Origin of the sequence: Pseudomonas sp. UBA6276 (assembly GCF_002438365.1) — a bacterium.
GTDB lineage: Bacteria > Pseudomonadota > Gammaproteobacteria > Pseudomonadales > Pseudomonadaceae > Aquipseudomonas > Aquipseudomonas coleopterorum.
The window spans coordinates 34,176-47,075 of the sequence record NZ_DJUS01000132.1 but is presented as its reverse complement, the minus strand read 5'-3'; the positions used below and the strand labels follow the sequence as shown (position 1 = coordinate 47,075).

Genomic DNA, 12,900 nt, shown 5'->3' with positions numbered 1-12,900 from the left:
GTCGCCTCGGCGCTGGCGGTGCTGATGCTGGCGATTCTGATCGTGCCCATCGTGCTGTTCAACCGCAGCCAGGCCAAAGAGCTGGAGGGCAAGGCATGAAGCGTTTCGGGTTCTCCAAACTGATCCTGATACTGGGGCTGATCTTCATCTATGCCCCGATGTTGATCCTGGTCATCTACTCCTTCAACGCCTCGCGTCTGGTGACGGTGTGGGGTGGCTGGTCGGTGCAGTGGTACGTCGGCCTGCTGGACAACGCCCAGTTGATGGGCGCTGTCATGCGCTCGCTGGAAATCGCCTGCTACACGGCGGTGACGGCTGTGGCGCTGGGCACCATGGCGGCGTTCGTGCTGACCCGTATCAGTCGCTTCAGGGGCCGCACGATGTTCGGCGGCCTGGTGACAGCGCCGCTGGTGATGCCCGAGGTGATCACTGGCCTGTCGTTGCTGCTGCTGTTCGTGGCCATGGCACAGGTGATCGGCTGGCCGCAGGAGCGCGGTATCGCCACGATCTGGATCGCCCATACCACCTTCTGCGCTTCGTACGTGGCGGTGGTGGTGTCCTCGCGGCTGCGTGAACTGGACCTGTCGATCGAAGAGGCCGCCATGGACCTGGGCGCACGGCCGTGGAAGGTGTTCTTTCTGATCACCATCCCGATGATCGCACCATCGCTGGCGGCGGGTGGGATGATGTCGTTCGCTCTGTCGCTGGATGACCTGGTACTGGCCAGCTTCGTATCCGGACCGGGCTCCACGACGCTGCCGATGGAAGTGTTCTCGGCGGTGCGCCTGGGCGTGAAGCCCGAGATCAACGCGGTGGCCAGCCTGATTCTGCTGGCGGTGTCGCTGGTGACATTCCTGGTCTGGTATTTCGGTCGTCAGGCCGAAGAGCGGCGCCGCAAGGCGATCCAGCAAGCCATCGAGGAAAGTGCAGCGAACTCCTGGCAGCAGCCCAAGGCACAGCGGCCGGTGGCGTCGGTTTGATGGGGTAGGGCGCTGGATCGTCAGCGCCCTCGAGGGCCTCTTCGCGGGCAGAGCCCGCTCCCACAATAGAACACTACTCCACAGACACAGCGCGGGTTTATTGTGGGAGCGGGTCTCTGCCCGCGAAGAGGCCGGCCTGATCAGCACTCGTATTGCCTTGGAACAATCATCCATGCCCTCTGCATTCCATCCAGACACCCTACGCAATTCCCTGCCACCCTTGGCCACCCGACAGCCGCTGTCCGATGAGGCTCAGGCCTACCAGCGCTTCTATCAGCTAGACCTGCCGGTACAAAGCTGGCTGGGTCGTTTCAGCGCTGCCGGCTTCGATTTGGTGGCCCAAGTGTGGCTGCCGCAACGGCCTGTCGCAACGCTCTTCGTCATGCACGGTTTCTACGACCACATGGGGCTGTACCGGCACGCCGTGCAATGGGCTTTGGAGCGCGGCTTCGCGGTCATTTCCTGCGATTTGCCAGGTCATGGCCTGTCCAGCGGAGAGCGGGCCAGCATCCACAACTTCGCCGATTACCAGGCGACCCTCAATGGCCTGTTCGCCGAAGCGAGCCTGCTGCAGTTGCCCCAGCCGTGGCATTTGCTGGGCCAGAGCACCGGTGGCGCGATCATCATCGACCATCTGCTGTACCACGGGGCACGGTCACCGGCACAGGGACAGGTGCTGTTGATGGCGCCGCTGGTGCGGCCGGTAGCGTGGGGCCTGTCCAAGCTCAGCTATCGCCTGCTCAAGCCTTTCGTCAACGGCATTGCGCGGCGTTTCAGCGCCAATAGCAACGACGTGGATTTTCTGCCTTTTCTGCAGGCCGATCCGTTGCAACCCCGGCGCCTGCCAACGGCATGGGTGGGTGCGCTGGTTCAGTGGGTGCAACACATCGAAGCCGCGCCGCGCAGTGCGCGGACGGTGGTGATCGTGCAGGGGGATGACGATGACACCGTGGATTGGCGACATAACCTCAAGGTACTGCGCGGCAAGTTCGCTGAAGTGCGGCTGTTGCAAGTAGCGGGGGGCAAGCATCATCTGGTCAATGAGGTGCCGCCGATTCGGGCGCAGTGTTTCGGGTTTTTTGACCAGAATCTGTAACCGCGTCGCTCCATTCGCGGGCAGAGGACTCGCCGCCCGCCCCGCTCTCACACAGGCATTAGTGGATCCTGTGGGAGCTCTGCCCGCGAATAGGGCCGCATGGGCACGCTAAGCCCCAGGCCGGCCCTGCGCCTGGCCGACCGCCAATCCTGCCCGTACCGCCTCCAGGGCGGCCTGATAATAAGCCTGCCCGGCTGCAGACTCGGCGAAATTGACGAACTCTTCCAGTTCCGGATCAGACAGACCGCGGTACACGTATAGCAGCGTATTGTTCAAATCGATGCCGATCTGCTGCTGCAGCCGCTCACGCTGGCCATCGAGCAAACCCGCGGCCTGACCGCCTCCCAGCAGACCTGGAATCATCGAACTGAGGCTGTCGGCGGCCACCCCGGCGATCGCCAGGCTGACCTCTGCACCGGCCTGGCGGGCGGGTAGGGCCTGGGCCAGGTGGCCGATCAACAGCGCGCGGGTGGACTCGACCTGCAGTTTCGGCAAACCCTGGGCGTTCTTGGCCAGTTGGTCGCTACGGGTGGCGAGCAGTTCGGCGGCGACGATCTTGCGGCCCAATGGCGATTCGAAGAAGGCGAGGGCAGGCTTGGGATCGGCCAACCCCTGACGCAGCCGCGCTTCGGCACGCTGGTCCATGGCCTGGGCCGCGAAGCGTTGGTCGCTGTTGCTCACCAGTGCCTGAAACACAGCCGGTGGCAGGCTGCTCTGGTAGCGCTGCTGGGCAGCCTTGAGGGCATCGCTGAAATGCGCTCTTTGTTCAGGCCAGCCAGCGGCCTTGTACAGCAAGTCGTGGTCGTCGGCCCAGGCAGGCGTCGTACTGAACATCATCAAGAACACAAGGACGCGGCGCATAGGGACTCCTGTCGGCAAGGGGCCATTGTCCGTGGCATTGCCAGGCTTTGTCGAGAAGTGACACAGGCATCGCGCTTGGATGCATCGACACTGTGCAAGCCTCTGTCGGTTTTGCGGGCGTATGGATACTATGCCGGGCATGCAAATACCTTCTGACCATCCGCTGCTGCTGCGCATCGTCGACGACCTGGCCGAGCAGGGTTGGTCGCAGCAGGAACTCTTCGTGCCCCAGGCGTTGACCCTGGCGCTGGCGGCCGAATGCCGTACCCGTCATGCCCAGGGCGAGCTGGCGCCAGCGGCCGTCGGGCGTGGCCCGTCCCAGGAGATTCGCGAAGGCATTCGCGGTGATCGTATCCAGTGGATCGAGCCGGGCGAAGCGCTGCCGTGCGACACCTACCTGTCAGTCATGGACAGCCTGCGCGAAGCCCTGAACCGTGGTCTGTTCCTGGGGCTGGAAGACTTCGAATGCCACTTCGCCCTGTACCCGCCGGGCAGTGTCTACCTGCGTCATCTGGACCGCTTTCGCGACGATGACCGGCGCATGGTTTCAGCGGTGCTGTACCTGAACGATGCGGATTGGAGCGAAGCGGATGGGGGGCAATTGCGCATGTACCTGCAAGGCGACACGGCGTACGACGTGCAGCCGATCGGTGGCACGCTGGTGGTGTTTCTTTCCGGAGAGGTACCGCACGAAGTGATGCCGGCACAGCGCAATCGACTGTCGCTGACGGGCTGGTTTCGGCGGCGAGGCAATGAGCCGTTCTGATACACCGCGTCGCCTGGTTCGCGGCTACCAGCCGCTCCTACAGGAGATCTGGGTTGATTGTAGGAGCGGCTAGCAGCCGCGAACCAGACGACGCGGTGTGCCAGGCACACCGCAATCCGGCCGCTATCAGAACAGTACGCGGCAACGAATGGTCCCGGTGACCTGTTGCAGTTTTTCCTGCGCCAGATCCGAGTATTCGGCGTCGACGTCGATCACCACGTAGCCGACCTTTTCGTTGGTCTGCAGGAACTGGCCGGAGATGTTGATGGCGTTCTCGGCGAAGACCTTGTTGATCTCCATCATCACGCCCGGCACGTTTTCGTGGATGTGCAGCAGGCGGTGCTTGCCCGGATGCGCCGGCAAGGCCACTTCGGGGAAGTTGACCGACGACACCGAGGTGCCGTTGTCGCTGTACTTGACCAGTTTCTCGGCCACTTCCAGACCGATGTTGGCCTGTGCTTCGGCCGTGGAACCGCCGATGTGCGGGGTCAGGATGACGTTGTCCAGGCCACGCAGCGGGCTTTCGAAAACGTCGTCGTTGGAGCGTGGCTCGACCGGGAACACATCGATGGCGGCGCCGATCAGGTGCTTGTCCTTGATCGCCTCGGCCAGTGCGTCGAGCTCGACCACGGTGCCGCGCGCGGCGTTGATCAGGATGCCGCCCTTCTTGATGGCGCGGATTTCCTTTTCGCCGATCATCCACTGGGTGGCGGCGGTTTCAGGCACGTGCAGGGTGACGATGTCGCTCATGCCCAGCAGGTCGGTCAGGCTGCCGACCTGAGTGGCGTTGCCCAGCGGCAGCTTGGTCACGGTGTCGTAGAAGTACACCTGCATGCCCAGGCCTTCGGCCAGGACCGAGAGCTGGGTACCGATCGAGCCATAGCCGATGATGCCCAGCTTCTTGCCACGGATCTCGAAGGAATTCGCCGCGCTCTTGATCCAGCCGCCACGGTGGCAGGAAGCATTCTTCTCGGGGATGCCGCGCAGCAGCAGGATGGCCTCGGCCAGTACCAGCTCGGCCACGGAGCGGGTGTTGGAGTACGGCGCATTGAACACGGCGATGCCGCGTTCGCGGGCAGCGGCCAGGTCGACCTGGTTGGTGCCGATGCAGAAGCAGCCCACGGCCACCAGTTTCTTCGCGCAGTCGAACAGCTCTTCGGTCAGCTGGGTGCGTGAGCGAATGCCGATGAAGTGCGCGTCGGCGATCTTTTCCTTGAGTTCGGCTTCGGGCAGCGACTTGGTGTGGTACTCGATGCTGGTATAGCCGGCAGCCTTGAGGACGTCCACGGCGGATTGGTGGACGCCTTCGAGAAGAAGGAACTTGATCTTGCTCTTGTCGAGGGAAGTCTTGCTCATCTGCGTAAACCTGTGTCCCGAAAAAAATGGCAGGAAGTGAAGCGGCGCGCACCGGGCCAGAGCTCGATTGGCGGGGTGCGTATGCTAGCATAGCCTCCCTGTCGTACGCCCATCCTGGGTCATGAGCCGTTCTCAGGGTGACTATGAATGGTTCGAGGTTTGACGGGCCGCGAACTGCTCGATTCGTGAAACCTTCACTTCCAGAGTCGCGTCCATGAACAGCCACGCCTTGATCGATGAACTCAAGACCCTGCTCGAGCCCGGCAAGGTCCTCACCGATGCCGCCTCCCTCGACACCTACGGCAAGGACTGGACCAAACAGTACGCCCCGGCCCCCAGCGCCATCGCCTTTCCCAAGACCATCGAACAGGTCCAGGCCATCGTTCGCTGGGCCAACCAGCGCCAGGTCGCGCTGGTGCCCTCCGGCGGCCGCACCGGTCTGTCGGCGGCAGCGGTGGCGGCCAACGGCGAAGTGGTGGTGTCGTTCGACTACATGAACAAGGTGCTCGAATTCAACGCCACCGACCGCACCGTGGTGTGCCAGCCTGGGGTCATCACCAAGCAGTTGCAGAACCTGGCCGAAGAGAATGGCCTGTACTACCCGGTGGACTTCGCCTCGTCGGGGTCCAGCCAGATCGGTGGCAACATCGGCACCAACGCTGGCGGCATCAAGGTCATTCGCTACGGCATGACGCGCAACTGGGTGGCGGGCCTCAAGGTCGTCACCGGCCAGGGCGATCTGCTGGAGCTGAACAAGGACCTGATCAAGAACGCCACCGGCTACGACCTGCGTCAGCTGTTCATCGGTGCCGAGGGCACCCTGGGCTTCATCGTCGAGGCCACCATGCGTCTGGACCGCGCGCCGAAGAACCTCACCGCGATGGTGCTCGGCACCGCCGACTTCGACGCGATCATGCCGGTGCTGCACGCGTTCCAGGGCAAGCTCGACCTCACGGCGTTCGAGTTCTTCTCCGACAAGGCTTTGGCCAAGGTGCTGGGCCGCGGCGACGTGCCGGCGCCGTTCGAAACGGCCTGCCCGTTCTATGCCCTGCTGGAATTCGAAGCCACCACCGATGACATCGCCGACACCGCGCTGGCCACCTTCGAGCACTGCGTGGAGCAGGGCTGGGTGCTGGATGGGGTGATGAGCCAGAGCGAGCAGCAGTTGCGCAACCTGTGGAAGCTGCGCGAGTACATTTCCGAAACCATTTCCCATTGGGTGCCGTACAAGAACGACATCTCGGTGACCATTTCCAAGGTGCCGGCCTTCCTGCGCGAAATCGACGCCATCGTCAGCGAACGCTACCCGGCCTTCGACGTACTGTGGTACGGCCACATCGGCGACGGCAACCTGCACCTGAACATCCTCAAGCCCGAGCACATGGACAAGGACGCGTTCTTCGCCGAGTGTGCGCTGGTCAATACCGAAGTCTTCGAAACCGTACGCAAGTACAACGGCTCCATCTCCGCCGAGCACGGCGTGGGCATGGTCAAGCGCGACTACCTGCAATACAGCCGTTCGCCGGTCGAAATCCAGTACATGAAGGCCATGAAGGCCGTGTTCGACCCCAATGGGGTCATGAACCCGGGCAAGATCTTTTCCATTTGATGCGTTCATCTGAGCAGAGGTTCGAGCAATGAGCTACCAGCACCAGTACATCGATGGCACCCGTATCCACTTCCCGCTGGGCAAGGTGGTGTGCATCGGCCGCAACTACGCCGAACACGCCAAGGAACTGGACAACCCGATCCCGACCGAACCGCTGCTGTTCATCAAGCCCAGCAGCTGCGTGGTGCCATTGCAGGAAACCTTCAGCATTCCCACCGACCGCGGCGCGGTGCACTACGAGGCCGAGATCGCGGTGCTGCTGGGCAAATCCCTGAGCACCCGGCCCAGTGTCGAAGAAGTCATCGATGCCATCTCCGGTTTTGCTCCGGCGCTGGACCTGACCTTGCGCGACGTCCAGTCACGCCTGCGCGAGAAAGGCCTGCCGTGGGAGATCGCCAAGTCGTTCGACGGCGCCGCGGTGATCGCACCCTTTGTGTCGGCGGCAAGCTTCCCTGACCTCACCAACATCCCGATACGCCTGACCATCGACGGCGAAGTGCGCCAGGACGGCAACAGCAGCCTGATGCTCAACCCCATCGTGCCGATGATCCAGTACATGGCCGGATGTTTCTCGCTGCAGGCCGGCGACGTCATTCTCACTGGCACCCCGGCCGGGGTCGGTCCGCTTGAAGTCGGCGCCGATATCGTGCTGGAACTGCCGGGTGTCAGCCACTTCGAAAGCCGCGTTCAGTAGTCGCGCCGCGCCTCACTTTTTTTTTACATTCGATCTGGATAATGCCCCCACCCCAGTGGGTGCATCGTCCAGATGTGCCCGTATGAATCCATCTCCAGCAAGGGTACTCCATGGTCCGCGCCGCGCTGCATTCATCCCGCCCCCTGTATAAACGTTGGTACCTGTGGACCCTGCTGGTGCTGCTGAGCGGCTACATCGTCGCCGTGGTCCTGCACTGGGACGACCGGGCCGAGCTGTGGGTGCAGGAGTGGACGCAGAACAGCGCGCAGCGCAAGGCCAGCATCTGGTTGCCCGACTACAAGGCCGTGATCGACGGCAAGCACTTGCCGGGCATGGAAGGCGACGAGGCTTCGGACATCACCTATCACTCTGGTACCCGCACGCTGTTCGCGGTCATGGGCAAGAATCCCTACCTGACCGAATTGAGCCTGCAGGGCGACGTGTTGCGCAAGATGCCACTCAACGGCTGGAAAAATCCGGAGGCGGTCACGGCGCTGCCCGACGGGCGTCTGGCGATCATCGACGAGCGCCAGCACCAGTTGACCGTGGTCAAGGTCGACGCCGATACCCGCGAGCTGAACATCGCCGATTTCGCATCGTTCGACCTCGGCCCTTCGACGGATCAGAACAAGGCCTTCGAAGGGCTGGCCTGGGATCCGCGCAACCAGCGCCTGCTGCTGGGTGAGGAGCGACCACCGGCGCTGTTCTCGCTGAAGCTGGGCAGCGATGGCCAGCCCATCGGCGAGAAACAACGCCTGGATGCGTCCGACCTGGACATGCGCAACCTCTCGGCGCTGGCAGTGGATCCTCGCACCGGCCACCGCCTGCTGCTGTCGGCCGACTCGCACTTGCTGATGGAGTATGACGAAGCGGGCAAGCAATGGAGCTTCATGACGTTGCTGGGCGGCATGAACGGACTCAAGGACACCATCCCGCGTGCTGAAGGGGTGACCATCGATGACGAGGGCACCCTCTATCTGGTAAGCGAGCCAAATCTGTTCTACGTGTTGCGCAAGCACTGAGGCGGCGAGCGCGCTTTCAGTACAGTGATGTTGCGGAGATTTCCTACAGGTTTATCCGTAGAAACTTAAGCTTGGCTTCATCATTTAATGGTTTGATGCGCACACTTCATTCAAGAGCCCGACGCGATGCGTTTCTTCGTTCGACCCGTACACCTGCTGCTGATCGCGGCACTGCTCACGCTGATCTGCGCCTTCGCCGCGCTGCACCACTTTCGCTGGCTCGAACGCGCCAGTTTCAATGTCGAGCGCTGGCTGGGCGGGCCCCTGCCGGGTGCGATCGATCTGGACAGCTATCAGGTGGATATCGAAGCAAAGGTGATCGAAGGTCTGGACGACGACATTTCGGCGCTGACCTTCGACCCGTCGCGCAAGACCTTGTTCACCGTCACCAACCAGCGCTCGGAGCTGATCGAACTGTCGCTGCAGGGCAAAATCCTGCGGCGGATCGAGCTGGTCGGATTCGGTGACCCGGAAGCGGTCGAGTACATCAGCCCCGGTGTCTATGTGATCACCGACGAGCGCCAGCAACGGCTTATCAAGATCAACATCGACGACACCACGCAGATCCTCGATGCGCAGCACGCCGAGCAGTTGAGCCTCAACTTCGGTGGCCGAAGCAACAAGGGCTTCGAAGGGCTGGCCTACGATTCGGCCGGCAAGCGCCTGTTCGTGGCGCGCGAGCGCGACCCCATGCTGATCTACGAGGTGCAGGGTTTTCCACGGGGGGTGAGTGACAAGCCGCTGGACGTGCAGGTCACCCAGGACCGTCGGCGCGATGCCGGGCTGTTCGTGCGCGATCTTTCCAGCCTGCAGTACGACGAACGCAGTGGTCACCTGCTGGCACTCTCGGACGAGTCGCTGCTGGTGGTCGAACTGGACGTGCAGGGGCGGCCCCTGAGCACCATGTCGCTGCGCAAGGGCCACCAGGGTTTGAGCAAGAGCGTGCCGCAACCCGAAGGCATCGCCATGGACGACGATGGCAACCTGTACATGGTCAGCGAACCGAACCTGTTCTACGTGTTCCGCAAACCCTGAGCGGTATTACCGCTCGGGGTGCAGGAATTTATCGAGAAACTGCCGGGTCCGCGCCTGCTGCGGGTTGGCGAACAGCTCACGGGCCGGGCCCTGCTCCACGATCACGCCTTGGTCGAAGAACACCACGCGGTTGGCCACGTCCCGGGCGAACTGCATCTCGTGGGTGACGATGACCATGGTCCGCCGTTCCTGCGCCAGGCCTCGAATGGTCGCCAGCACCTCGCCGACCAGCTCCGGATCGAGCGCCGAAGTCGGCTCGTCGAACAGGATCACCTGCGGCTGCATGGCCAGTGCCCGGGCAATCGCCACGCGTTGCTGCTGCCCCCCCGACAGCCGCCTGGGATAGGCGTCCTCCTTGCCGGCCAGACCCACCTTCGCCAACAGGCTGCGGCCCAGTTCGACCGCCTCGGCCATGGCCGTTTTCTTGACCACCACCGGCCCTTCGATGACGTTTTCCAATGCCGTGCGATGGGGGAACAGGTTGAAGTTCTGGAAGACGAAGCCCACTTGCTGGCGCAGCTCGCGAATCAAGCCTTGCTGCTGTGCCACGCGGGCACCGTCGATTTCGATGTCGCCCACGCGGATGCGGCCGCTGGTGGGTGTTTCCAGCAGGTTCAGGCAACGCAGGAAGGTCGTCTTGCCCGAACCGCTGGGGCCGATGATGGCCACCACTTCGCCGGCGGCGATCTCCAGATCGATGCCCTTGAGCACCGTATGACCATTGAACTGCTTGGTCAGGCCCTTTACCACGATCATTGCTTCACGCCTCTTGGTCGTGGCGGTTGACCCGCCGTTCCAGGTGATTCTGCAGGTGCGCCAGAATGCTTGCCAACAGCCAGTAGATCAATGCGGCCGCCAGGTACATGGTGAAGATCTCGAACGTGCGTGCTGTGATCAACTGCGCCTGACGGAACAGCTCCGGTACCTGGATGGTGGCGGCCAGCGCCGTGTCCTTGACCAGCGAGATGAAGCTGTTTCCCAGCGGCGGCAGCGCGGTGCGCATGGCCTGCGGCAGGATGGCCCGGCGCAGGGTCTGCGCGCGGGTCATGCCGATGCTGGCGGCCGCTTCCCACTGGCCGCGCTCGATAGATGCGATCGCTGCGCGCAGGATTTCACAGGCATAGGCTGCCATGTTCAGGGAAAACCCGATCAGCGCCGCCGACAGTGGGTCCAGCTCGATACCGACCTGGGGCAGGCCGTAATAGATCACGAACAGCTGGACCAGCAACGGTGTGCCGCGGAAGAACGACACGTAGACCCGCGCCGGCCAGCTCAGCAACCGGCTTCTGGACAGGCGCATGAGCGCCAGGCCGAAACCCAGCAGCAAGCCGAAGAACATGCCGCCCAGGCTGAGAAATATCGTGTAGTAGGCGCCCTTGAGCAGAAAGGGCGCCGAATCGAGCATCAGCTGCAGGCTGCTCTCGATCATTGGGTGACGTCAGCGCTGAACCATTGCTTGGAGAGCTTGGCCAGGGTGCCGTCCTTGCGCAGTTTCTCCAGAGCGTCGTCGATGGCCTTGAGCAGCTCCGGTTCGCCCTTGCGCACGGCGATCCCCGATTCCTGACGCGAGAACGCGTCGCCGGCCAGGGCCAGAGTCTCGTTGGTCTTGTTGATCAGGTCGAAGGCCGCCAGGCGATCCACCAGGATGGCATCGATGCGGCCGACACGCAGGTCCTGGTACTTGGTGGGGTCATCGTCATAGGTCTTCACGATGGCGCTCGGCACGTTGTCCTTGAGCCACTGCTCGTAGTTGGTGCCCAGGCCCATGCCGACTTTCTTGCCCCCCAGGTCCGACGCCTGCTTGATGCTGTCGGCGTTCTTCTTGGCGACCACCGCCTGGATACCGGAAATGGTGTAGGGCGTGGAGAAGTCGTACTTCTTCTTGCGCTCCTCGGAGATGGTCACCTGATTGACCACGATGTCCAGACGCTTGGAATCCAGCGCCGCGAGGATGCCGGCCCACGGGGTCGCCTGCAGTTTGACCTTGACGCCCAGCTCCTTGGCCAACGCCTCGGAAAGCTGCACTTCGAAACCGGTCAGCTTGCCGTTTTCATCGACGAAGCTGAACGGTGGATAGGTACCCTCCAGGCCGACGTTGATGACACCGGCGTCCTTGATCTTCTGCAACTGTTCGCCGGCGACCGCCTGGCCCAGCAGCGAGCTGCCCAGAACCAGACCGGCGATCAGCAGGTGTTTGCGCAATGCGGGAAAATTCATGGCGAATCCTTGTTGTAATGGATGATCGTGATGAAGGAGGGGCGCGATCGGAAAACAGGACTATAGGCACCGCCACGCTGGCCCACAAGTCCCAACGGTAGCCACGGAACGTATGACCCCGGCTTATGTTCAGATGCTCCACGATCGATCCAAAGCGTTCTTTTTGGTGCCAGGATTTTTCCCGTATGGTGGGCGCCTATCGGCGGCCATCGCTGTTTTCGCACAGGGCAGGACATAACCGTGAACGACATTCCTCAGGCACGCAAAGGCCATTGGCAGTTACAGTCCATCGTCGGCCAGTTGCATGAGGCGCGGTCCGATTGGCGTCGGCAGAACGGGCGCAGCTGCGGCATGCAGGGCGGTCGCGAGCTGCCTTCGCGCGAGGCCATGGCCCAGGTGCTCGAACAGCTGTGCGGTGCGTTGTTCCCGATGCGCCTGGGGCCGGTGGACCTGCGCGAGGAAAGCGAAGATTTCTACGTCGGCCACACCCTGGACGCCGCGCTCAACGAACTGCTGACCCAGGCTCGCCTGGAGCTGCGTTACGCGGCGCGCAATGGTGACTGCGACCTGCCGGCCGTCGACGCCAAAGCGTTGCAGTTGATCCAGGATTTCGCTGCCGCCCTGCCGGGCCTGCGGCGGTTGCTCGATACCGATGTGCTGGCGGCCTACCACGGCGATCCGGCGGCGCGCAGCGTCGATGAGGTGCTGCTCTGCTACCCCGGCGTGCTGGCCGTGATTCATCATCGTCTGGCTCACCATCTGTATCTGGCCGGCCTGCCGTTGCTGGCGCGCATCAGCTCGGAACTAGCCCATTCGGCGACCGGTATCGATATTCACCCCGGGGCGCGAATCGGCCCGAGTTTCTTCATCGACCATGGCACAGGCGTGGTGATCGGCGAAACCGCCGTGATCGGTGAACGGGTGCGTATCTACCAGCAGGTCACCCTGGGCGCCAAGCGCTTCCCGGCGGACGAGTCCGGACAATTGCAGAAAGGTCATCCTCGCCACCCGATCGTCGAGGACGATGTGGTCATCTATGCCGGGGCGACCATTTTGGGTCGCATCACCATCGGCAAGGGCTCGACCATCGGCGGCAACGTGTGGCTCACGCGCACCGTGCCCGCCGGCAGTAACCTGACCCAAGCCAATCTGGTGCAGCACGACAGCAGCCAGAAATAAGCGTACACGGCGCACGGCCAGCGGCTTGTTCAACAGGACCGTTTGGCCCATCAATTGGCCATCTACCCATCACTCGTGTTTTAAT

General features: G+C 62.7%; 13 protein-coding genes and 1 pseudogene. 9 read left to right on the top strand and 5 right to left on the bottom strand.

All coding sequences use genetic code 11. The annotated features are described in order from the left end of the window. The 3 genes and pseudogenes from B2V21_RS15795 to B2V21_RS15785 all read left to right on the top strand — a co-directional run. A pseudogene (locus tag B2V21_RS15795) lies at positions 1–99 on the top strand (putrescine ABC transporter permease PotH); the annotation flags it as partial. Continuing rightward, positions 96–980 (top strand): ABC transporter permease subunit, encoded by an 885-nt coding sequence (locus B2V21_RS15790; protein ID WP_049860264.1) that lies wholly within the window; start codon positions 96–98, stop codon positions 978–980. The pseudogene B2V21_RS15795 and the gene B2V21_RS15790, both read left to right, overlap by 4 nt. A 172-nt stretch (positions 981–1,152) precedes the next feature. Then, a complete protein-coding gene (locus B2V21_RS15785) occupies positions 1,153–2,076 on the top strand; it encodes an alpha/beta hydrolase (protein WP_286917342.1) in 924 nt (307 codons plus the stop codon). Between the two features lie 108 nt (positions 2,077–2,184). On the opposite strand, the gene B2V21_RS15780 is transcribed toward B2V21_RS15785, so the two are convergent. Continuing rightward, positions 2,185–2,937, bottom strand: coding sequence for a DUF2059 domain-containing protein (locus B2V21_RS15780; RefSeq protein WP_286917341.1), 753 nt, complete (start codon positions 2,935–2,937; stop codon positions 2,185–2,187). A 130-nt stretch (positions 2,938–3,067) separates the two neighbouring features. On the opposite strand from B2V21_RS15780, the gene B2V21_RS15775 reads away from it, so the two are divergent. After that, the gene (locus tag B2V21_RS15775) at positions 3,068–3,703 is read left to right on the top strand and encodes a 2OG-Fe(II) oxygenase (RefSeq protein ID WP_056844711.1); all 636 of its coding nucleotides are present in this window, start codon (positions 3,068–3,070) and stop codon (positions 3,701–3,703) included. 126 nt (positions 3,704–3,829) lie between these two features. Here B2V21_RS15775 and serA read toward each other — a convergent pair whose 3' ends face one another. Continuing rightward, positions 3,830–5,059 (bottom strand): phosphoglycerate dehydrogenase, encoded by a 1,230-nt coding sequence (serA, locus tag B2V21_RS15770; protein ID WP_049860260.1) that lies wholly within the window; start codon positions 5,057–5,059, stop codon positions 3,830–3,832. A 214-nt stretch (positions 5,060–5,273) separates the two neighbouring features. Between serA and B2V21_RS15765 the strand changes: the two genes are divergently transcribed. The 4 genes from B2V21_RS15765 (at position 5,274) to B2V21_RS15750 (ending at position 9,419) form a co-directional block, all read left to right on the top strand. Then, positions 5,274–6,668, top strand: a complete 1,395-nt coding sequence (locus B2V21_RS15765) for an FAD-binding oxidoreductase (RefSeq protein WP_286917340.1) — start codon at positions 5,274–5,276, stop codon at positions 6,666–6,668. Positions 6,669–6,696: 28 nt separating this feature from the next. Beyond that, on the top strand, positions 6,697–7,362 hold the full coding sequence (locus B2V21_RS15760) for a fumarylacetoacetate hydrolase family protein (protein ID WP_286917339.1): 666 nt from the start codon (positions 6,697–6,699) through the stop codon (positions 7,360–7,362). Positions 7,363–7,472: 110 nt separating this feature from the next. Next, the gene (locus B2V21_RS15755; RefSeq protein WP_049860257.1) at positions 7,473–8,384 is read left to right on the top strand and encodes an SdiA-regulated domain-containing protein; all 912 of its coding nucleotides are present in this window, start codon (positions 7,473–7,475) and stop codon (positions 8,382–8,384) included. 126 nt (positions 8,385–8,510) lie between these two features. After that, positions 8,511–9,419, top strand: coding sequence for an SdiA-regulated domain-containing protein (locus B2V21_RS15750; RefSeq protein ID WP_056844708.1), 909 nt, complete (start codon positions 8,511–8,513; stop codon positions 9,417–9,419). A gap of 6 nt (positions 9,420–9,425) precedes the next feature. Here B2V21_RS15750 and tcyN read toward each other — a convergent pair whose 3' ends face one another. The 3 genes from tcyN to tcyJ are packed head-to-tail and all read right to left on the bottom strand — an operon-like array spanning position 9,426 to position 11,636. Beyond that, positions 9,426–10,175, bottom strand: coding sequence for an L-cystine ABC transporter ATP-binding protein TcyN (tcyN, locus tag B2V21_RS15745; protein WP_056844707.1), 750 nt, complete (start codon positions 10,173–10,175; stop codon positions 9,426–9,428). Positions 10,176–10,179: 4 nt separating this feature from the next. Continuing rightward, the gene (gene tcyL / locus B2V21_RS15740) at positions 10,180–10,848 is read right to left on the bottom strand and encodes a cystine ABC transporter permease (RefSeq protein WP_122742938.1); all 669 of its coding nucleotides are present in this window, start codon (positions 10,846–10,848) and stop codon (positions 10,180–10,182) included. After that, positions 10,845–11,636 (bottom strand): cystine ABC transporter substrate-binding protein, encoded by a 792-nt coding sequence (gene tcyJ / locus B2V21_RS15735; RefSeq protein ID WP_049860253.1) that lies wholly within the window; start codon positions 11,634–11,636, stop codon positions 10,845–10,847. The genes tcyL and tcyJ overlap by 4 nt, the downstream gene beginning before the upstream one ends. A gap of 249 nt (positions 11,637–11,885) precedes the next feature. On the opposite strand from tcyJ, the gene epsC reads away from it, so the two are divergent. Next, on the top strand, positions 11,886–12,815 hold the full coding sequence (gene epsC / locus B2V21_RS15730) for a serine O-acetyltransferase EpsC (RefSeq protein ID WP_376787067.1): 930 nt from the start codon (positions 11,886–11,888) through the stop codon (positions 12,813–12,815). The last annotated feature ends 85 nt before the right edge of the window (positions 12,816–12,900 follow it).

What these genes read in the sequence shown, in the direction of transcription:
- B2V21_RS15760 (WP_286917339.1), top strand. Translation starts at nt 6,697, where the DNA reads ATGAGCTACCAGCACCAGTACATCGATGGCACCCGTATCCACTTCCCG.
- B2V21_RS15755 (WP_049860257.1), top strand. Translation starts at nt 7,473, where the DNA reads ATGGTCCGCGCCGCGCTGCATTCATCCCGCCCCCTGTATAAACGTTGG.
- B2V21_RS15785 (WP_286917342.1), top strand. Translation starts at nt 1,153, where the DNA reads ATGCCCTCTGCATTCCATCCAGACACCCTACGCAATTCCCTGCCACCC.
- B2V21_RS15775 (WP_056844711.1), top strand. Translation starts at nt 3,068, where the DNA reads ATGCCGGGCATGCAAATACCTTCTGACCATCCGCTGCTGCTGCGCATC.
- B2V21_RS15750 (WP_056844708.1), top strand. Translation starts at nt 8,511, where the DNA reads ATGCGTTTCTTCGTTCGACCCGTACACCTGCTGCTGATCGCGGCACTG.
- tcyN (WP_056844707.1), bottom strand. Translation starts at nt 10,175, where the DNA reads ATGATCGTGGTAAAGGGCCTGACCAAGCAGTTCAATGGTCATACGGTG.
- B2V21_RS15790 (WP_049860264.1), top strand. Translation starts at nt 96, where the DNA reads ATGAAGCGTTTCGGGTTCTCCAAACTGATCCTGATACTGGGGCTGATC.
- tcyJ (WP_049860253.1), bottom strand. Translation starts at nt 11,636, where the DNA reads ATGAATTTTCCCGCATTGCGCAAACACCTGCTGATCGCCGGTCTGGTT.
- B2V21_RS15780 (WP_286917341.1), bottom strand. Translation starts at nt 2,937, where the DNA reads ATGCGCCGCGTCCTTGTGTTCTTGATGATGTTCAGTACGACGCCTGCC.
- tcyL (WP_122742938.1), bottom strand. Translation starts at nt 10,848, where the DNA reads ATGATCGAGAGCAGCCTGCAGCTGATGCTCGATTCGGCGCCCTTTCTG.
- B2V21_RS15765 (WP_286917340.1), top strand. Translation starts at nt 5,274, where the DNA reads ATGAACAGCCACGCCTTGATCGATGAACTCAAGACCCTGCTCGAGCCC.
- serA (WP_049860260.1), bottom strand. Translation starts at nt 5,059, where the DNA reads ATGAGCAAGACTTCCCTCGACAAGAGCAAGATCAAGTTCCTTCTTCTC.